Annotated in this window: 19 protein-coding genes; 10 read left to right on the top strand and 9 right to left on the bottom strand. The window is 50.7% G+C overall.

What is annotated here, in order from left to right; genetic code table 11:
• Positions 1-140 precede the first annotated feature (140 nt).
• The 3 genes from ACHZCX_RS19090 to ACHZCX_RS19080 are packed head-to-tail and all read right to left on the bottom strand — an operon-like array spanning position 141 to position 3291.
• Positions 141-2024: an aryl-sulfate sulfotransferase gene (locus ACHZCX_RS19090; RefSeq protein WP_319588804.1), complete on the bottom strand. Its 1884-nt coding sequence runs from the start codon at positions 2022-2024 to the stop codon at positions 141-143.
• 15 nt (positions 2025-2039) lie between these two features.
• Positions 2040-2348, bottom strand: a complete 309-nt coding sequence (locus ACHZCX_RS19085; protein WP_319588803.1) for a thioredoxin family protein — start codon at positions 2346-2348, stop codon at positions 2040-2042.
• Positions 2349-2364: 16 nt separating this feature from the next.
• Positions 2365-3291, bottom strand: a complete 927-nt coding sequence (locus tag ACHZCX_RS19080) for an FAD-dependent oxidoreductase (protein WP_319588802.1) — start codon at positions 3289-3291, stop codon at positions 2365-2367.
• Positions 3292-3607: 316 nt separating this feature from the next.
• Between ACHZCX_RS19080 and ACHZCX_RS19075 the strand changes: the two genes are divergently transcribed.
• The 4 genes from ACHZCX_RS19075 to ACHZCX_RS19060 all read left to right on the top strand — a co-directional run bounded on the left by ACHZCX_RS19075 (position 3608) and on the right by ACHZCX_RS19060 (position 7196).
• Positions 3608-4755, top strand: a protein-coding gene (locus ACHZCX_RS19075; RefSeq protein WP_319585211.1) for an IS3 family transposase whose coding sequence is annotated in 2 segments (ribosomal slippage) — positions 3608-3866 and positions 3866-4755 — 1149 coding nt in all. Because the reading frame shifts where the segments join, the coding sequence is not laid out codon by codon here.
• Between the two features lie 379 nt (positions 4756-5134).
• Positions 5135-5431: a hypothetical protein gene (locus ACHZCX_RS19070; protein WP_319588801.1), complete on the top strand. Its 297-nt coding sequence runs from the start codon at positions 5135-5137 to the stop codon at positions 5429-5431.
• Between the two features lie 94 nt (positions 5432-5525).
• Positions 5526-6365 (top strand): methyltransferase domain-containing protein, encoded by an 840-nt coding sequence (locus ACHZCX_RS19065; RefSeq protein ID WP_319588800.1) that lies wholly within the window; start codon positions 5526-5528, stop codon positions 6363-6365.
• A gap of 231 nt (positions 6366-6596) precedes the next feature.
• A complete protein-coding gene (locus ACHZCX_RS19060) occupies positions 6597-7196 on the top strand; it encodes a nitroreductase family protein (protein ID WP_319588799.1) in 600 nt (199 codons plus the stop codon).
• Here ACHZCX_RS19060 and ACHZCX_RS19055 read toward each other — a convergent pair.
• On the bottom strand, positions 7179-8120 hold the full coding sequence (locus ACHZCX_RS19055) for an IS3 family transposase (protein ID WP_319585209.1): 942 nt from the start codon (positions 8118-8120) through the stop codon (positions 7179-7181). The genes ACHZCX_RS19060 and ACHZCX_RS19055 overlap by 18 nt on opposite strands.
• Before the next feature lie 74 nt (positions 8121-8194).
• Entirely contained in the window at positions 8195-8521 is a 327-nt protein-coding gene (locus ACHZCX_RS19050; protein WP_319585208.1) for a transposase, read from the bottom strand.
• Between the two features lie 93 nt (positions 8522-8614).
• Here ACHZCX_RS19050 and ACHZCX_RS19045 point away from each other — a divergent pair, with 93 nt between their 5' ends.
• Together ACHZCX_RS19045 and ACHZCX_RS19040 are read left to right on the top strand one after the other, a co-directional pair.
• Positions 8615-10324 carry a thiamine pyrophosphate-binding protein gene (locus ACHZCX_RS19045; protein ID WP_319588798.1) on the top strand — a complete coding sequence of 570 codons (1710 nt, stop codon included), beginning with the start codon at positions 8615-8617 and terminating at the stop codon, positions 10322-10324.
• Between the two features lie 94 nt (positions 10325-10418).
• Positions 10419-10673, top strand: coding sequence for an HU family DNA-binding protein (locus tag ACHZCX_RS19040; RefSeq protein ID WP_319588797.1), 255 nt, complete (start codon positions 10419-10421; stop codon positions 10671-10673).
• Between the two features lie 44 nt (positions 10674-10717).
• Here ACHZCX_RS19040 and ACHZCX_RS19035 read toward each other — a convergent pair.
• Positions 10718-11865, bottom strand: a protein-coding gene (locus tag ACHZCX_RS19035; RefSeq protein ID WP_319585211.1) for an IS3 family transposase whose coding sequence is annotated in 2 segments (ribosomal slippage) — positions 10718-11607 and positions 11607-11865 — 1149 coding nt in all. Because the reading frame shifts where the segments join, the coding sequence is not laid out codon by codon here.
• A 459-nt stretch (positions 11866-12324) separates the two neighbouring features.
• On the opposite strand from ACHZCX_RS19035, the gene ACHZCX_RS19030 reads away from it, so the two are divergent.
• A complete protein-coding gene (locus ACHZCX_RS19030; RefSeq protein WP_319588796.1) occupies positions 12325-12984 on the top strand; it encodes an NAD(P)/FAD-dependent oxidoreductase in 660 nt (219 codons plus the stop codon).
• A 236-nt stretch (positions 12985-13220) separates the two neighbouring features.
• Here the strand turns inward: ACHZCX_RS19030 and ACHZCX_RS19025 are convergent, their stop codons facing one another.
• Positions 13221-13412 (bottom strand): tyrosine-type recombinase/integrase, encoded by a 192-nt coding sequence (locus tag ACHZCX_RS19025; RefSeq protein ID WP_394708857.1) that lies wholly within the window; start codon positions 13410-13412, stop codon positions 13221-13223.
• Between the two features lie 11 nt (positions 13413-13423).
• The gene (locus ACHZCX_RS19020; protein WP_319588795.1) at positions 13424-13663 is read right to left on the bottom strand and encodes a tyrosine-type recombinase/integrase; all 240 of its coding nucleotides are present in this window, start codon (positions 13661-13663) and stop codon (positions 13424-13426) included.
• A 352-nt stretch (positions 13664-14015) separates the two neighbouring features.
• On the opposite strand from ACHZCX_RS19020, the gene ACHZCX_RS19015 reads away from it, so the two are divergent.
• The 3 genes from ACHZCX_RS19015 to ACHZCX_RS19005 all read left to right on the top strand — a co-directional run bounded on the left by ACHZCX_RS19015 (position 14016) and on the right by ACHZCX_RS19005 (position 18359).
• Positions 14016-16226, top strand: a complete 2211-nt coding sequence (locus tag ACHZCX_RS19015) for a hypothetical protein (protein ID WP_319588794.1) — start codon at positions 14016-14018, stop codon at positions 16224-16226.
• Between the two features lie 204 nt (positions 16227-16430).
• Entirely contained in the window at positions 16431-17252 is an 822-nt protein-coding gene (locus ACHZCX_RS19010; protein ID WP_319588793.1) for a hypothetical protein, read from the top strand.
• 63 nt (positions 17253-17315) lie between these two features.
• Positions 17316-18359 carry an IS110 family transposase gene (locus tag ACHZCX_RS19005; protein WP_319585255.1) on the top strand — a complete coding sequence of 348 codons (1044 nt, stop codon included), beginning with the start codon at positions 17316-17318 and terminating at the stop codon, positions 18357-18359.
• Between the two features lie 25 nt (positions 18360-18384).
• Here ACHZCX_RS19005 and ACHZCX_RS19000 read toward each other — a convergent pair whose 3' ends face one another.
• The gene (locus ACHZCX_RS19000; RefSeq protein ID WP_319585256.1) at positions 18385-18579 is read right to left on the bottom strand and encodes a hypothetical protein; all 195 of its coding nucleotides are present in this window, start codon (positions 18577-18579) and stop codon (positions 18385-18387) included.
• Positions 18580-18762 lie beyond the last annotated feature (183 nt).

The following is an 18762-nucleotide window of genomic DNA, read 5'->3' as shown; positions in this document are numbered from 1 at the left end:
GATCGGTCGCTGCCAACAAATAACCCTGTTTACCGGTTAGTTGTGGAGGACGACGAGATTTTCGTCATCCTCCACAACTAACCGGTAAACAGGGTGTCAGGTTCTTGCCCAGAGGCAGTTATGAAAAGATTACTTCACGATTACGGGCAGCAGATCGATACCCCGGTCTGGTACTTTTTGTCGTTGATGATCAGCTTGATTTTGAATACCCCTTGCAGGCCCAGTTTGCTGATATGCATTTTGATGTCACGATCATCCTTCTCAAGGAAAGCACCGGAGCACATTGCCAGGTGGACCACGGCGGCGGTGTTGATGAAGTAGTTGTGGCTCTCGCCCTCCTTCTCCAGGCAGAGCATCGCCAGGGTGCCTTTCTCGAACTTACCGAAGAAGACGAAGCGGTCCTCGTCCTCCTCGATGAAGATGTTGTGGAAGGACGGTGGCAGCTCGAACACTTCGTCCGCATCGGGCACGGTGTCGAACTCCTCGGTCACTTCCAGGCTGCCGACGAGTTTGCCCTCGCCGAGGGCCAGGTTGTCGCCGCCGTGGTAGAGCGGCAGCTTCTCGGCTCGGTAGAAATTACCCTCGGTCTCCAGCTGGTAAAGCACAATGCCGTCTTTCTCCTCAACGGTGATTGAGCGCAGTTCGTTTTTCGGATCGGCCATGTCGAGGAAGGCGCCGAGCGATTTGGAGGCGTAACCGTCCTCGCGGCCGATACCGCCGGAGTGGATCATGTAGTGGCCTTCAGCGTAATACTCGACGTTGCAGATGTAGGCGGAGAAGAATTCTTGGCCGCGCTCCTTGCCGTACTGCCAGACCTGCTCGATCTCCATCTTGTCGGTGTCGATGCGGTAGCGGACCCCACGGGAGAAGTTGTCTTTGTTGTCGATATATTTTTCCTTGACCTTGGCGCGGTACTGGCCGTTGTCAAAACACATGACATCGCCGTCGGGGCAGACCACGCAGGCGTGCTGCTCATACTGCCAATCGAACTTGGACAGATCGCCCACCGGCTTGAAGAAATATTTGTCGACCATGTCCTGCGGCCAGCCTTCCGGATCGCCGATGATCCAGTTGAGGTCGCCGGTCTCGTAGTCGAGATTAATCATCGCGTCCTGATGCCGGCCTGAAAAGGTGAGGCTGTGGGTCCGTTTGTCGTACCAGACAGCATTGTTATGGAACCAGTCATGGGCGTCCTGCGAGCCGGAGCCACCGACATCCATGGGCAGTACCCGGCGGTAGTCCCAGGTTTTGAGGATGGCGCCGGTATTGCGGTCGAGCAGCACGCACATATCCTCGACCGTTTCCCGGGTAAAATCCTGGGTCAGGGCCAGAATGTTGCCGTTTTCCATTTCGAAGTGATCGTGATGGTAGTTGCCCGGCATGCGGAATTCCTTGTAGATCTTGCCCAGGAGATTGAGCTCGATCAGGCCGGTGCAATTGTATGGCATGTGGCAGAAGCGGCTGGATCCGGTGACGATGTTGCCGTTTCGCATCCGCTTGATGTCGAACATGGTGTTCTCGGTCAGTAACCAACGGATGTCGCCCTTGTAGTCGTAGGCGGTGGGCAGATTCTTGCCAGCCGGAGTGAGAAACATGATGTTGTCGCCCAGGTAATCGAGCGTGGCCTGTACGTTCAGGCAGCGGCAGACATCAGTCGGCAGTTTGTCGGTCTGGATGGTCAGGGTGGTAGTGCGGCCGTCCGGCAGGGAGACTGTCACCTTGTTGGCAAAATTCTCGTAGAGGCCAAGCACCGGCAGGATGTGTTCGGTGGTGGCGGCAGACGTGTGGCTGATGTTCTCCCGCTCATACCGTTTGCCATGCACGGTCAGGGTCGGCGCCATCGCCTTTTCAGTGCGGAATAGTACCAGGGCGCAGAGGGGGTTGATCAGGTAAGGGTTCATCACCACTTGAGGTTGGTCAATGGTGGGGTTGCCAGCGGCAAAGGCGGCGAGGAATTCTTGTTCTGCCCGGTTCTGACGGGTGATGAGGTGGTCCTGGCTGATGTAACGGATCTTGTTGCTCATGGTGTGCTCCTTGTATTAAGCGAGTGCCTCGATGGCTTTAATGATGGCGGGTTTCTGTTTGAGTCCTTCCATGCGGCTGACCTCCTTGCCATCCTTGAAGAACAGCATGGTGGGAAAGCCCTTGACGCCGAGACGTTCTTTCAGATCCCGGTTTTCGTCGAAATCGATGATGTAGATGGGGAACTCCGGCTTCTGCTTGGCAATGTCCTTGAGGACAAAGGACAGCATCTTGCACGGCCCGCAGGTCTTGGAATAGAACTCGATCAGCTTGGGGGCGGCCTGATCCAGGGATGGGTAGTCGTTTTCAGTGATTTCGGTGATCATTGCGGTATTCTCCTAGTTACTTGAGTGATTCGACATAGGCGGCAGCGCTGTTGGCCGCCACCGCACCATCCGAACAGGCGGTGACAATCTGCCTGAGATGTTTGACGGTGATGTCGCCGGCACCGAAGATGCCGGGGAGCGAGGTGGTCATGCGGGTATCGGCCTGGATGCAGCCGGTGCGGTCGACGATGCCGAGATTGGCAAAGGCCTGGGACGAGGCTGAAAAGCCGATGTATTCGAAGACGCCGTCGCAGGGTGCATACCGCTCGGTGGCGTCTTCCTTAGTCGATTTGAAGCGCACCCCGGTGATCCGTTCGGTGCCGGTGAACTCCAGCACCTCCTGATAGGGGTAGATGGTGACGTTGGGCATCTTGCGCAGCAGGTCGCAGGCCTTGGGATCGGCGGTGAGGTCGAACATGGTGACGATGGTCAGCTTGGTGCAGATCCCTGCCAGATAAATGGACTCTTCCACCGCCGAGTTGCCGCCGCCGATGACCACTACCTCTTTGTCGCGATACTGGGCGCCATCGCAGATCGCACACCAGCTTATACCGTTGGCTGCCCAATCGTCCTCGCCGGGTACGCCGAGACGTCGGGGCACGGTGCCGGTGGCGAGAATGACCGCCCGCGCCTTATAGACGGTGTCGTCCTCTTCGCAGGTAATGGTTTTCAGGGGACCACCGTTCTTGATGTCGATGACTGTCTTGTAGTCGAATTCCACCCCCAGTTCCTGGGTGTGTTCGAACATCTTGATGGCCAGCTCGGCACCGCTCAATTTGCCGGCGCCGGTGTAATTTTCGATTTCGTTGGTGTTGATCATTTGCCCGCCGGGGGCCAGCCGGTCGAGCATCAACACCTTCATGTTGGCGCGAATGGCATAGATGGCTGCGGTCATGCCGGCCGGACCGGCTCCGACGATAACGATGTCATAAATGTTTTCCATGAGGTGTCTCCTTGGTTGCACCAGGTGATTGCGAGTGATGGAACAGTTTAAAAATTGGAAACTCTGCGTGAGCGGTATTGCTCCGGATACCATTGAAAACGGATGAGGCCTGTGGTGGAGGAGCGTTTTGTGCCGGTCATCCCGGGCAGGCGTCGATGCCGTGATCGATGGGTCCACTAAAGAAAAAAAAGGCCGCGCCAACAACTCGCAAAATTACGAGGTTTCGTGCTTTATTTTTCTAGTTGTTTGAAGAGGTGCCGATTATTGAGACAGGTGTATAAGCAATGAACCAACCTATTTTGCAAGGAGAAGTTCAATGTCAAACCCACCTCATCGTCCACGTCACAGCGCAGAATTTAAGGCCACAGTAGCCCTGGCCGCACTGTCGGAGTCCAAGACTCTGGCTGAACTGGCTACTGAGTACCGGGTTCACCCGACCCAGATCACCCGCTGGAAGCAGGATCTGACCAAGAACGCTTCTGAGCTTTTTGGCAAGGGCAAGAAGAAAGAAGTCAACCATGAGGCCGAAGTGGCCGAGCTCCACCGTCAGATCGGCAAGCTCAAGGTTGAGAACGATTTTTTAGCCAATCTGCCCGGTCTGAACTTGGCCGGGCGCAGAAACAACAGGTGATCGCTATGGGACATCCTGAAGTTTCTGTTCAGCGTTGCTGCCAGCTTTTCGGACTGCCTCGTTCCAACTATTACCGCGGCCTTGGCTTCGGTCTACGTGTTGGTGATTTGGAACTGATGGCCCGGATAGACAAACTCTATATTGAGCACCCCTGGATGGGGAGCCGTTCCTTTGCTGATCACCTCACAACTCCCGAACTCGTGGTGGGAAGAGGTCGTGTCCGTCGCTTAATGCGGGTCATGGGCATCGAGTCTTTAGCTCCCAAGCCGGGCACCAGCAGGCGACAGCCGAAGCATCCGGTCTATCCCTATCTGCTCCGGGGAGTGACCATTGACAGGCCCGATCAGGTGTGGGCGACTGACATCACCTACATCCCTATGGCTCGGGGTTTCATGTACCTGATCGCGATCATGGATTGGGCCACCAGAAAGGTTCTCGCCTGGCGACTATCCAACACTCTGGACACCAGATTTTGCGTTGAGGCTTTGAAAGAGGCTCTCTTTAAATATGGCGCTCCTGAGATATTCAATACTGATCAGGGGTGCCAATTCACCAGCGAAGCGTTCACCTCAGTCCTCAAGGCCTGGAACGTCAAAATCAGCATGGACGGCAAAGGACGATTCAAGGACAATATCTTTATCGAGCGACTTTGGCGCACCCTGAAATACGAAAGGATCTACCTGAAGTCATACGAAACGGGAACTGAGCTTGTCAAGGATCTGACTTCCTGGTTCGGCTGGTATAATGAGAAAAGAAAACATTCGTCACTTGACAAGCAGACTCCAAATGAGGCTTATTCAAAACGAATCGAACAATTGAGCAAGGCAGCCTGAGGCCTGTAACTGTATAATAAAAGCAACATTGCTTATTTCACACCTCAGGATGTCTCACAAACCCCGACCACCTCAGTTTAAAATGTGATGAAAAAAACGATTTGTTGAGCAAAACGCCTATTGTGCAAGACAGGACAAATTGAGGTACCCAAACAACGGTTGTAATTTGTAAGGGTATGGGTAATGCTGGGTTAGATTCCCCGCATCATGTCGGAAAATCTGCTCGAGATAATATGCCGTGCAGCTCGTTAATGGGGGGCTTGAATCGATTTTTTAAGATGAGGAAAAAACGGGGAGCTACGCAGGTATCATCACGACACTTGATTCCTTTTACGTGTAGTTTAAAAGTTTAATCAATTTGCTTTCGTGATGAAAAAGTATGAAATTGGGAAACGGTTCCGCATTGATCAGTAGCGGACTGGATTTTTGGTTCACACCAGCGGAAGCGAAGGCCAAAGTTCCCATGCGATGGAAGCAATATCTGGTCACTTGGTCAGCCATATTTCCGCTCGCCTTCGTCGTCCCCCTAGTGGTTACACCTCTTTTGCAATACATTGGCATGCCGAATAATCGCCTTGTCGGCACATTCACAATGACTGGAATTGTCGTTTTTCTCATGGTGTATGTGGTGATGCCGCGCTATACCCGGCTCCTTGAACGATGGTTGTTCAGCTGAAACTTATTGAGAAGTCTCAACTTCATTGGAAGTAAGCCCCCAACGCTACCGGTGTATAGTGCGGTCTGAATTTATAACTAAATAGACGAACGATATGCCCAGCTACTACCTTCACACAGGAAATGCCATACAGGCGCTGGAGGCTATCGCCAATGGGCTTTCCTGCGTCCGACTTTCCACTGACCTGAATCTTTCGGAACGAGACTTTTCCTTAAGTGACCAGTGCCTAGTGCTCGACGAAGACAATCGACTCTCCATCGACGAACTCAAAAGAATCGTCAAGAAGACACAGAGGATTTACCTCTGTCGCGATGGAGATATAGATCCGTTGGAAGACCGCAGCTCTGGCTACTACAAGCTCGTTCCCACTACTGGAGCTCCGCTGCTAGAAATTAGCGGCGTCAAGATGCATATCTCCAAAGACACCGACCCTTTTGCTAGTGCCTCCGAGATGGCTCAACAGGCGGTGCGCAAGGGTGACAAAGTGCTGGACTGCTGCAGCGGATTGGGATATGCGGCCATCGCTGCCCACCGACTAGGTGCAAGCGAGGTGCTCAGCATCGAACTGAGCCGGGAGGTGATGGGGCTGCGAGCGCAGAACCCTTGGTCAAACGATTTGGGCCAGAAGGGGATTATGCAATGTCAGGGCAATAGCTATGAGCTGATAGGCACAATGCCTTCGACATCTTTTGATTCAGTCATTCACGATCCACCGCGTTTTTCCATCGCCGAGGAGCTCTACAGCGAAGAGTTCTACCGGGAGATCTTCCGGGTGTTGCGCCGGAACGGACGGCTTTTTCATTACACCGGAAATCCACATATAATAAAAAAGGGAAGCAGCTTTGTCGAAGGCGTCATTTGCCGGCTAAAGGCGGCCGGCTTCAGATACGTAGGAAAGGTCGAGCACCTGATGGGAGTCAGTGCGCAGAAATAATAGAAAGGTCGGCTGGTTATTTCTCCGTTCAAAGTCAACATGTCTCCGATCGTAAATCTGGTGCCACTATCGCCGGTGTCCTTCCTGCCTCCTTGAGCGGCTTGTTTTCGTCGAGATGCTGGTTGCTCATCGAGTATTTTATGGATAAACATCAGTACGAGTAAGGAAACATTGCCGAGCAATCGCCTTGTTAGACAGAGAAGAGGAAATCTCACATAAGTAGGAGGAATAATGGAACTGCAGGAAGCCATAGTGCAACGTCGGAGCATTCGCCGATTCACGGAAGATAAAGTGACTGATCAAGAGCTGCAGGAGATTTTTGAAGCGGTCCGCTTGTCTCCTTCTTGGGCCAACACCCAAGTGTGGGAGTTCGTGGTGCTGCGGGACAAGGAACTGATCAGCAAGGTGACTGGGATCTACCAGTCAGGTAAGGGAACCAATCCGGCCACCAAATGTTCGCTTGCCGCTTCTGCACTCATTGTCGTATGCGCCAAGACAGGAGTCTCCGGCTGCTACGACGGCAAGGAGTCTACTAAGTTCACCAATTGGTTCATGTTCGATCTGGGCATCGCCACCCAGACCCTTTGTCTGAAGGCCCACGAGATCGGTCTGGGCACAGTGGTGGTCGGCCTCCTCGATCATGATGCCTGCAAGCAGTTGATTTCCCTGCCCGACGGGTATGAGGCGGTGGCGGTCATTCCTATCGGCCGTTCGGCGGTTGAACCAAAAGCCGGGCCGCCTCGGAAATCAGTGGTCGACATGGTCCATCTCGACACATTTGGCCAGTGTTCCGCCTCAGTTGGAAATGGACATTCAAGCTGTTTGCATTAAGGGGTTATGGGGAGCCGTATTATCTCCCCTTGGGGTGATTGGCCCGTAGGCACGAAGTCGTTTTTTCTTTCTCAGTTCCCGGGCTTTTTCCAGTTTTTTGTCTCGCTCTTTGAATATTTCCTGTTCTCTGCCGTTCAATTTGTCCATCGGCGCGATATATCCGATGGCGCTGTGCAACCTGACGTTGTTGTAGTGATGGATAAACCCTTCAACCATTCTTCGGGCATCGTCAAGGGAAAGCGGGACACCGGGACGAATACATTCCCCCTTGATGGTTGCGTGGAACCGTTCCAATTTGCCGTTGGACTGCGGATAATATGGCGATGTCCGCACATGCGTCATTCCCGAGATACGGATGAATTCTTTGAAATCCTTGGCAATAAATTGTGGCCCGTTATCTGAAATGATCCTTGGCCGGGCTTCGGGAAAGTGCTCCTTGGCGCGTTGCAGGATGATCTCCACATCCATTTCCGTCATCTGTTCCCTGATCTCCCAGTGGACAATGAAACGACTGCATCCATCGAGAATGCTGCACAAATAATAAAATGTGCCGCAGATGTTGATATAAGAAATGTCCACATGCCAATGGTCATGGGGCCTGAGCGGTTGCACAAAGCCGGTGCCCTTGAGGCTTTTCTTCCGGTTCCATTTCTGCAGCAACCCTGCCTGGCCTAGAACTCGCCAGGTGCTGCTGGGGCTGACGGCAACGATGTCCTGATCCAGTAGCATAAACGTCAACCGCCGATACCCCTCAAGGGAATTGTTGACAGCAAAATTGACGATCGCTGCCCGTTCCCAAGGTTCAAGCCAGAAATCCCGGGGGATCAGCCCATTATGTTCGTTGGCCTTGCCGTACCGCTTGATCCATGCATAAAACTTGCTCCTGGAAACGGCCAGCCAAGCGATGATCTCTTGCAGGGCCACTTCAGCTTTCTTGCTCCAATGCTTGCTGAAATCAACAACGGTATCACGTGTATCATGAGGAACCCAGCTACCATTCAGAGCTCCCCAAGTTCTTTTTTTAACTGGATATGCTCCTCCAGTAACTCGGAAAGAACCTCGTGTTTCCGACGTAATTTATCTTCAAGCTGATGGATTCGTTGTTCTTGTACCTTCTTGGAGTCTTTGTTTTCTAGGGCAAAAGCAGCAGCTCCCTTTTCGAAAAACTGCTTTTGCCAACCGTAGAATGTATTCGGCTGCAGTTGGTATTCATCGCAGAGATCCGATACCGTTTCCCGGCCAACCAGGTGGCGCTTGAGGATGATTACCTTCTCTTCAGGGCTGTAGTTGTGACGTTTCTTTCGCATGGACTTTCCTCCGTTCATAATGGTTTATCATGAACAGCTCAAAAGTCCTATTCCCGTTGAACCAAGACACCAGAAGATGTTTGGACCCGGCAAGTGAAACTCGGAATTATCATGAATAATGCAGAAATATTGGCCAAAAGCCTCATTAACCTAGGCGTGCAAAGAGTTTTCGGATTTTCAGGTGTAACTATAATGCCCGTTATTCATGCTCTCGATGCATGCGGGATAGAGATAGTGGTTTGCTCGAATGAGCAGTCATGTGCATTTGCTGCCGGAGGATACTCTCGATCCAGTGACAGTATTGGTATTGCAGTGGTCACGTCGGGTCCGGCTATTACAAATACCCTGACTGCAGTTGCTGATGCGAATGCTGATTCGATACCTTTGTTGGTCTTTGCCGGACAAGTTACCCGAATGAAGATGGGTACCGATGAGTTTCAGCACATAAATGTTGAAAAAATTTTTTCAGGAGCCGCAAAAAAAGTAATTTTAGTCAATGAACTCCATAATATAGAAGAAATCGTCAAAGACGCCTACTTCTTCGCCAAGTCGGGTAAGCCTGGTCCGGTGGTCATTGATTTTCCATTTGATATTCAAAACCGTGAAGGGGTCTACCAGGCCATTGATGTTGAACGATTTCGCTATAAATATGACGAAGAACGACACTTAGGGGAAAATCAGTGCAGTCAGTTTTTTCAGCTTCTTCAAAATGCGAAACGTCCCCTTCTGTACATTGGAGGTGGGCTGAATTCGAAGGCAGGAAGTGAACGGATCAGAACGTTCAACCAACGCTACAAGGTGCCGTCGATTTGGAGTTTGATGGGCAAAGGCATCCTCAATGAAGAAGATGACTTCGCACTCGGTATGCTTGGCATGTTTGGTGTTCCTGCCGCGAACATGGCCATTCAGAAAACTGATCTTTTTGTTGCCTTCGGTGTCCGCTGGGATGATCGTGTTTCCCAGAAGGTAGGAGAACTCGGTCTTGAAGCCGATATTGCCTATTTTGATGTCAATCCCGAGAAGGTTCAGGAGGTTCGGTTTTCGCGAAAGCCAAAGTTTACTTTCATTGGCCGGGCTGAAACAGCTCTTGATGATCTGCTCAATTATGCAGAAAACCAAGCCATTGAGTTGAATATTGGTGAGTGGCAGGAATGTGGACGTCAGTTAAAAAAGAAATTTCCGCTGAATTTCAACAGACATGCCCAGGCAATTCAGCAAGCCGAAGTGATGGAACTCCTCTCGACCCATATCACGGAAAACATGAAAATAACCACCGGGGTTGGAAATCATCAGATGCTTGCTGCCCAGTATCTGGAGACGAAATCTCCAAAATCCTTCATCACTTCCGGTGGCTTTGGTACCATGGGCTTTGCCTTGCCGAACGCGATTGGCACGCATTATGCCAATCCCAGCGCTATGATTCTGGCCATCGACGGCGATGGCAGCCTGTTAATGAATCTGGGGGAGTTGTTTACCATCGGCCGGTACGGTTTACCCATAAAGGTGCTTTTGCTCAATAATCATGGCGAATGCATGGTCAGGAACTATCAAAAATTTGTTTATGGGGGCAATTATGTAGCGACCAAGAAGGTCAATGCTGTCAACTTTGCTACGCTTGCCAAGGACCTGAGTTTTGTCTTCTCCAAACGCATAGATGACAGACGCGACCTTGAAGATGGATTGAAAGCATTTTTGCATACAGATGGACCTTGTTTTCTGGAAGTTATCTGCGATGAAGAGGAAATGTTGTATCCACGGATACCGGCTGGGCAGGGATACTCCAAAATGATTCTCGGACCTTATATGGAAGGCAATGCATAATGGCTTTTATCAGGTGACATCAAGCCCTACAACTCATTCAGGGGTGTCAAGTCAACATTGCTCCAGTTGATCGTGACTAACCATTATATTGAAAATGAAGAAAAATAACGTAACACGAAAAGAATTGGCCATATCGATCACTGAAAAGCTGGGTGTTTCCCAACGGAACGCAGCAGAAATTGTCTACACCGTTTTTGCAACACTGAAGAACACCTTGATTAATGGAAAATCGATCAAATTGGTCCAATTTGGCAGTTTGAATGTCCGAGATAAATCGCCGCGCCGGGGACGCAATCCTAAAACCGGCGAGTCTATGACTGAGGTGGTCGGGGTTTGTGAGACATCCTGAGGTGTGAAATAAGCAATGTTGCTTTTATTATACAGTTACAGGCCTCAGGCTGCCTTGCTCAATTGTTCGATTCGTTTTGAATAAGCCTCATTTGGAGTCTGCTTGTCAAGTGACGAATGTTTTCTTTTCTCATTATACCAGCCGAACCAGGAAGTCAGATCCTTGACAAGCTCAGTTCCCGTTTCGTATGACTTCAGGTAGATCCTTTCGTATTTCAGGGTGCGCCAAAGTCGCTCGATAAAGATATTGTCCTTGAATCGTCCTTTGCCGTCCATGCTGATTTTGACGTTCCAGGCCTTGAGGACTGAGGTGAACGCTTCGCTGGTGAATTGGCACCCCTGATCAGTATTGAATATCTCAGGAGCGCCATATTTAAAGAGAGCCTCTTTCAAAGCCTCAACGCAAAATCTGGTGTCCAGAGTGTTGGATAGTCGCCAGGCGAGAACCTTTCTGGTGGCCCAATCCATGATCGCGATCAGGTACATGAAACCCCGAGCCATAGGGATGTAGGTGATGTCAGTCGCCCACACCTGATCGGGCCTGTCAATGGTCACTCCCCGGAGCAGATAGGGATAGACCGGATGCTTCGGCTGTCGCCTGCTGGTGCCCGGCTTGGGAGCTAAAGACTCGATGCCCATGACCCGCATTAAGCGACGGACACGACCTCTTCCCACCACGAGTTCGGGAGTTGTGAGGTGATCAGCAAAGGAACGGCTCCCCATCCAGGGGTGCTCAATATAGAGTTTGTCTATCCGGGCCATCAGTTCCAAATCACCAACACGTAGACCGAAGCCAAGGCCGCGGTAATAGTTGGAACGAGGCAGTCCGAAAAGCTGGCAGCAACGCTGAACAGAAACTTCAGGATGTCCCATAGCGATCACCTGTTGTTTCTGCGCCCGGCCAAGTTCAGACCGGGCAGATTGGCTAAAAAATCGTTCTCAACCTTGAGCTTGCCGATCTGACGGTGGAGCTCGGCCACTTCGGCCTCATGGTTGACTTCTTTCTTCTTGCCCTTGCCAAAAAGCTCAGAAGCGTTCTTGGTCAGATCCTGCTTCCAGCGGGTGATCTGGGTCGGGTGAACCCGGTACTCAGTAGCCAGTTCAGCCAGAGTCTTGGACTCCGACAGTGCGGCCAGGGCTACTGTGGCCTTAAATTCTGCGCTGTGACGTGGACGATGAGGTGGGTTTGACATTGAACTTCTCCTTGCAAAATAGGTTGGTTCATTGCTTATACACCTGTCTCAATAATCGGCACCTCTTCAGACCATCACCAAGCGGCAGATGATCTCTTTCCGTCCGAGCAAACAATTACGCGAAAGGTTTAATGAACCAAAATAGCGAGGACAAATAATGAAAACCATAGCTGGAATAGAAGCAAGCATGGCAGCGTATGAAAAATGGAGCAAAGATATTTCTGGTAACATCAAAAAGTCGGATGTGAATTGGTCAAAATTTAACAGTGGAATTTGACCACTGATACCCCGCAGGGCAGGACATGTATTTCAATCCAATCTTTCTTTTTTAAATTGCCAAGTTAGACTCACCCATTTTATAGTCTTCCGGTAAAGTTACTCCGACACTCCTTTCGAAAGGAATATGATCCTCAACCATATCTGCAGTTAAATCTCGAATTAGTATCCAGGAGGAAAGTCATGACAAAAGCAGACGGACCCAAGGGAGCCATACTCCAGCGCGACAAGAAAACCTATGCCATCGTGCCACGGATTCCTGCGGGCGTGATCAGCCGCGATCACCTGAGGGCACTCACCGAGGTAGTGGAGAAATATGATATTCCCATAGTCAAGATCACTTCCGGCCAACGGATCGCCTTGGTCGGCATGCCGGAAGAGCAGATCCTGCCGATCTACGAAGATCTCGGCATGAACGAAGGAAAGGCAGTCGAACTCTGTCTTCATTACGTCCAGGCCTGCCCTGGAACCGAGGTCTGCAAGTTTGGCGTCCAGGACTCGCTCGGCTTCGGCATCCGCCTCGAGGAAATCTTTTCCAGCATTGAAATGCCGGCAAAATTCAAGGTCGGAGTTTCCGGCTGTCCATTTCTCTGCGCGGAAAGTCTGGTACGGGATCTCGGACTGATCGGCAAGAAGAGCGGCTGGACCCTGGTTTTCGGCGGCAACTCCGGACGCAGGGTGCGTCAGGCTGACGTTTTGGCCGAGGACATGGACGAGAAGCAGACCATCGCCTTGGCCAGAAAATGCATCGAGTATTATGTCGCCAATGCCAAACCCCGTGAACGTACCGGCGCCTTTGTCGACCGCATCGGCATCGAGGATTTGAAAAAAGGTGTCCTTTAGACGTTCGCCGATTCCAGTAAGTGACCCCTTCAACAAAGAAGCTCCAGTGGGCGTCACTGGTGCAGTAAGAGGATTATTGTCTCACGGAAATTTTTGCATCGGGATAGCCAATAAGCCCTTGAAAGTAACAGTGGGCATGATGCAACACATACATCAGAGCCCAACACGTTCAATCCAGCTGATCGCTACGCTCCGGCTGATTTTTTCGTTTATATTCAAGGTTTCTCCAGTCCACCTTAGCCATGCAGATTCTCGATCCACCTGATTGCTTCAAGGTCGGAAACTTTTCCAAGATAGCGTTGGGTCGTTGACAGGTCAGCATGTCGAAGTATCACTTTGCTGACAATCTCAATCGGTATCCCCGATCTCGATGCATAAGTAGCAGCATGTCGCCTTAGATCATGGGGGCGCAGATTAACGCCCACCATTTTACCGACTTTCACAACCATCTTCCTCGCTCCGGCATAAGTGATCGGGAAAATTCGTTGGTGCGAAAGGATCTTTTTTCTCTAACGTAATCTTGAAGTCGGCGGCTGATTTTTTTGGGTATGAATACAACTTCTAACTCCCGTCCACTTTTTGTGTCGTGCAGGAACAATTTCTGATCATCAATGTCGGCAGGCTTGAGGTTGAGCACTTCGCTCACTCGCATCCCTCCTCTTGCCATAAGTTCAAGCATGATATCACTCGTATCGTTAAATATGCGCTCGCTCTTTACTTTCTTGGTTATCTGACCCTAGTTATCGCTTCCTAATAATTGTTGTGCCACAAGCCTTTTCGGTTTCTTTAGATATTTAGTCTATCCATTATATATCTTCTTTTGCTTTATTGTCTTTTGATATGCACGGTTTAGGATCAAATATAAAGACTATGGCTGCTGATTGATATTATTTCTTTGAAATTTTGCATAATTATTTTGTGCAGAGACATTGATAACAATTCTCCGTTAATAATTTTATTTATACGATAATGTTAACTAACCTCGAATAATTAAAAATTTCACAGAATCTGCATGATAGGAGGTAATATCTATGGATTTTTTCAAAGGTGAAAAAAATGAAAAGAAGGAAAAATCACGATTAGCAAAAAATGTACAGGTAACAAGAAATAAACTGACAAAAATTCCAGATCGTATGACGGGAATAGATACTTATCCAAAGGTTTTAAAAAAAGGAACTCTTCCCCTTACTAAGGACAATGTCGAGGCAACCTTCAAGAAGTTCCTTACGGAACACAAGAAAATTTTTGAAGTTGAATCAAAAAATCTAAAACTGATTTCAGCTAAAAATATCAATAAGAGGTGGCACGTTAAATACGGGCAGTATTATAAAGGCATTCCCGTCTACGACACTATCGTAAGTTTGGAATCATCCGAAACCGGCCAAGTAAGCTCATACGCTGCAAACTACCAACCTGACATCAATGTACCGACTGAGCCGAAGGTGAGCCTGGAAGAAGCCGTTGATACAGCAAAAAAAACCTACCCTGATCAGGATTCAAAGAGGCTGGAAAAGAGAGAGAGCATCCTGGTGATTTACCCGGAAAACGCAGAAGGCAGGATCATTCATCATCTTGCCTGGAAGTTTTTGCTGGCCGGAGAACAAGCCGAACCGGAGATCGAAAAATATTTTATCATCGATGCCATAGATGGAGAGATTATCCGATCATATACCGCAAGATTTCCCGGCGCACAGGTAGCGGGCACTGTCCGGGGTGAGATATATCCCACAAACCCGACAGACGCGATTAGCACGATGCCTATCAGGCACGGATTGGTAGAAATTGATTACGCAGGTTCAACAACCACGAATCACTCCGGCTCCTATGCCAAACATGTACCGTGGTGGTGGGAGTTGATAATCTTCAAACATACAACGTTCAAACTCGAAGGGCCGTACGCACGGGTACAGAACCACGACGGAACAGATTATTCAGTAACCAGAGATTGTGACACGAACAGCCCATGCGACCTGACCTGGACCGCCACGGACCGGGACCATGTCAACCTCTTCTACCACATGAACCTGTTCCACGACTGGCTGGAAAGCGAACTCGGATACTCGTGGGTCAATCTGGATGGGACAAGTCGGTTCAACGCCCAGGTCAATCATAACTTCTCCAATGCCTATGCAGGCAATCCAATGACATTTGGGATCGATAACTTTGCCAGAAGCAGTGATGTTATCTACCACGAATGCACTCACAACATCTTATACCATGAGTATGGCAATTATATTGGCTGGCCAGATGCTACTACCGAAGCCTACGCCATGGACGAAGGCTTTGCAGACTATTTTGCCAGTAGCTTTACCAACGAGTCCCGACACGGCGAAGGTTACACCTCAAACCCCAGAAACCTTCAGAACACCCGGCAATACCCCGGAAAAAGTAGTTATAACATCGAAGGACATACCGGGGGTATGATCATTGCCGGTGCAGCCTGGGACTTCAGGCAACGACTCATCAACAACCATGGCGCACCGGGGGCAAGAATCGCGGACGAACTAATCTTGGAAGCTCACCAGATACTCTCAGCATACCCGAGAAAATACTATTTCTCCGACCCCCATGAAAGTAACCTGCTCTCAGCGCTTTACAAGGCAGTCGACATTGACAACAACTTGCTCAACGGATTCCCGTACTTTAATGATATCCAGCAGGCCTTCCACGCCCACGCACTCCTCCAAGCCATTCTCGATGACGAAGATAGCTTTGACTTCTCAACCAACACCGTGGGCAATGTTACCGGAGGTGATCTCTACTATTACCAGGGTAAATTTTGGGCAAACAACCTACACCAGAAAGGAGTTGTCGACCTCGGCAACATTGGAAGTGCTGACTTAGCTACAGTGAATATCCCAACCTCAGGATTTACCCGTTTTGGAGTAACCGCAGTCGCAGACCACACCTATGTATCAATAGCCCAGGAAGGAGAAACAGCAAGCTACATTATATTCCGGGTTACAGGGATCAGTGCCGACAAATCAACGGTAACTCTCAGATACCTCTACCGGTTCAACCCAGATTGGCATGTCGCCAATCTCAATTCCAAAGAGATCCACAAACTCGACTGCCACTGGGTATCTCTGATGGCTGCCAGTAATAAATCATTCTGCAAGGATCTGGGAGAGGTAGCCAAGCTGATAAAAGAGAGTGGGTACAACGGGTGTCATTACTGTCTTCCCAGGTACGATACAGACACACTGAGCGTCAATCAGGTCATCCATAATCTGATGATTTAGCTAAATCACTCTGCCTAAGAGAGTGGGTACAACGGGTGTCATTACTGTCTTCCCAGGTACGATACAGACACACTGAGCGTCAATCAGGTCATCCATAATCTGGACGATGATTTAGCTACGTAATCATCGTCAGGAAATAATTGTTTTTAATCACTCTGCCCTCCGGCAGGCAGGGTGATATTTGTTTGGATGTTTGGAGGTAAAATGGCGACACAAACAATGCAAACGGAAACAGTGGACACTGAAAAGAAAGACCATGTTGCTGTCGTTTACGTGCACGGGATGGGGAGCCAGCGGCGACATGAAGAGGTCAGCCGACTGATCGACTCCATCGACATCTACCTGTCCAATTCCTATCGGGAACGTGGTGAAGTAAATGGCTTCCTGACGAAAATAAGCCCACGGCTGGAACCTTCACGAAATGATCCGGAACGTACGGAGACCTATATACGGGCCATTCACCGGTACGCCGACGATCACGACTGGTCGCATGCAACGAATGCGCGCTTTTTTCTGGCAAAGTGGCGGGAACGTCAGCGGCTGCGTCGATCAATTCTTGTCGATCTTTTTGAGCGCCCGGAAGAATGGCCAACTGGTGTTGAGCGAAATGATATTGCGGAACTTGTCGCACTCTATAATAATTTTGAGAAACCTCCAGCGCTCAGTGCGTTTCACAACGGTACCTTTGAAGACTTTCTTGAGTTTCAAAAAATGGAGCTTGAAAAGCGTCCGAACAAGTTGCAACGATGTCTATCCCTTTCCAGACTCTGGCGTTCCAAATACCGTGTTCGTGAGGCCAAAAACGCATTCCTACTCATCACGCTGGCGTTACTCCTGCTACTTTTGCTTGGTATCGCTACAGGCTTGATCCTGTTCGTGCTGCAACAACTTTCCGGATGGCAAGCGCTCCTGCCGTATCTGAGCGTGCTACCAGAAAGCGTGGCCTCTAAGCTTCAACCAAACTGGGCAACGGCATTTGGACTAGCCGTCTCGCTGGGTGGCTTGATACTAGAGAAGGCCCCCTGAGCACCCGGCGGACTATTCCGCTATAATGGGGGTATCAGCAACCCTTAGCAAGGAGGCCTTCTCATGCGATTGTACACCAAGCAACACAAGCATTACTGTGGAATCGACCTGCACACCAACAAAATGTACCTGTGCATCCTCAGCCAGGAAGGGGACATCCTGCTCCATCGCAACATCAAGACCGAGCCGGAAACCTTCCTCAAAACCATCGCCCCCTATCGGGATGATCTGGTGGTGTGCGCCGAGTGCATGTTCTCCTGGTACTGGCTGGCCGATCTCTGCGCCACGGAAAACATCCCCTTTATCCTCGGTCATGCGCTCTACATGCGAGCCATCCACGGCGGCAAAAGCAAGAACGACAAGATTGACTCCCAGAAGATCGCTGCCTTGCTCAGGGGCGGCCTCATTCCCATGGCCTACGTGTATCCCCAGCGGATGCGTGCCACTCGGGACCTGATGCGCCGGCGCAACCATCTCATGCGCAAGCGGGCCGAGCTCTTTGCCCACACCCAGAATACCGCCAGCCAGTACAACCTGCAGGTGCCTCTGGGCCGGATCGCCAAACCGCAAAACCGGGAAGGCTTGCTGGATCGGTTCGACGATCCCTCGGTGTGCATGTCCATGGCCGCCAATCTCGACATGATCGACGCCTATGACCGGGTGTTGGCCGTCCTCGAACAGGACATCATTGCCCACGCAAAGGAGCATGACCCGACTGCTTATGCCCTCTTGAAGAGCATCCCCGGCGTGGGCCGGATCAATGCCCTCAATCTGCTCTATGAGATCGAGGACATCAGCCGCTTTCCCAGGGTTCAGGATTTCGCCTCCTATTGCCGCCTGGTCACCTGCTCCAAGGAATCCAACGGCAAGAAATACGGCAGTGGCGGCAAGAAGATCGGCAACGCCCATCTCCGCTGGGCCTTTTCCTTGGCTGCGCAACTGTTCCTCAAAAGCAACGAACCGGGCCGGCAATTCCACGACAAGCTGGTGCGGAAACACGGCAAAGGCAAGGCGCTTTCCATCCTGGCGCACAAGCTCGGCCGAGCGGTCTATTTCATGCTGAAAAACCGGCAGGGGTTCAACATGCATACGTTCCTGGCCGTCTAATCGAGGGGACGGGCGAGCCCGACACCTAACTGGAGCTTTTTTCGAGCATATCCGCATGGCCCTCCGGAGCATATCCTCCGTCTGCCGTCAGCATTATGGGCCATGGTCTGCCGGTTGCACCGCAGCCAGAAGGCTTGATTGGCCGTCCGTCCCGCTCGTTGAACATCTGCTTGTTGATGTGGTTCTGCCCCTCACCCGAGCCCGGCTCTAACTCTGGCATGCCGCCGCATGACCAAGCCGTTTTGAATGGGACGGCACGAGGGTACGCGATTGTTTCTAGGACGCGACAACAAAATCCTTGCCGCAATCACCCGGCCTTCGTTCCCGGCGAGCCCGCGAATGGAACCCGGTCTCCGACGAGCAAGAGAGTGGCCCATTCTCGACCGGGTTCCATTCGCTCGTT

Source organism: uncultured Desulfobulbus sp. (genome assembly GCF_963662935.2).
Taxonomy (GTDB): domain Bacteria; phylum Desulfobacterota; class Desulfobulbia; order Desulfobulbales; family Desulfobulbaceae; genus Desulfobulbus.
Note: the sequence above shows the minus strand (reverse complement) of the source record. Positions and strands in the feature narration are given on the sequence as shown.

Coding starts and splice junctions, on each gene's coding strand:
- ACHZCX_RS19005 (WP_319585255.1), top strand. CDS start 17,316: ATGCGATTGTACACCAAGCAACACAAGCATTACTGTGGAATCGACCTG.
- ACHZCX_RS19090 (WP_319588804.1), bottom strand. CDS start 2,024: ATGAGCAACAAGATCCGTTACATCAGCCAGGACCACCTCATCACCCGT.
- ACHZCX_RS19085 (WP_319588803.1), bottom strand. CDS start 2,348: ATGATCACCGAAATCACTGAAAACGACTACCCATCCCTGGATCAGGCC.
- ACHZCX_RS19045 (WP_319588798.1), top strand. CDS start 8,615: ATGAATAATGCAGAAATATTGGCCAAAAGCCTCATTAACCTAGGCGTG.
- ACHZCX_RS19060 (WP_319588799.1), top strand. CDS start 6,597: ATGGAACTGCAGGAAGCCATAGTGCAACGTCGGAGCATTCGCCGATTC.
- ACHZCX_RS19020 (WP_319588795.1), bottom strand. CDS start 13,663: ATGCTTGAACTTATGGCAAGAGGAGGGATGCGAGTGAGCGAAGTGCTC.
- ACHZCX_RS19065 (WP_319588800.1), top strand. CDS start 5,526: ATGCCCAGCTACTACCTTCACACAGGAAATGCCATACAGGCGCTGGAG.
- ACHZCX_RS19040 (WP_319588797.1), top strand. CDS start 10,419: ATGAAGAAAAATAACGTAACACGAAAAGAATTGGCCATATCGATCACT.
- ACHZCX_RS19000 (WP_319585256.1), bottom strand. CDS start 18,579: ATGCCAGAGTTAGAGCCGGGCTCGGGTGAGGGGCAGAACCACATCAAC.
- ACHZCX_RS19080 (WP_319588802.1), bottom strand. CDS start 3,291: ATGGAAAACATTTATGACATCGTTATCGTCGGAGCCGGTCCGGCCGGC.
- ACHZCX_RS19010 (WP_319588793.1), top strand. CDS start 16,431: ATGGCGACACAAACAATGCAAACGGAAACAGTGGACACTGAAAAGAAA.
- ACHZCX_RS19030 (WP_319588796.1), top strand. CDS start 12,325: ATGACAAAAGCAGACGGACCCAAGGGAGCCATACTCCAGCGCGACAAG.
- ACHZCX_RS19025 (WP_394708857.1), bottom strand. CDS start 13,412: ATGGTGGGCGTTAATCTGCGCCCCCATGATCTAAGGCGACATGCTGCT.
- ACHZCX_RS19070 (WP_319588801.1), top strand. CDS start 5,135: ATGAAATTGGGAAACGGTTCCGCATTGATCAGTAGCGGACTGGATTTT.
- ACHZCX_RS19015 (WP_319588794.1), top strand. CDS start 14,016: ATGGATTTTTTCAAAGGTGAAAAAAATGAAAAGAAGGAAAAATCACGA.
- ACHZCX_RS19050 (WP_319585208.1), bottom strand. CDS start 8,521: ATGAACGGAGGAAAGTCCATGCGAAAGAAACGTCACAACTACAGCCCT.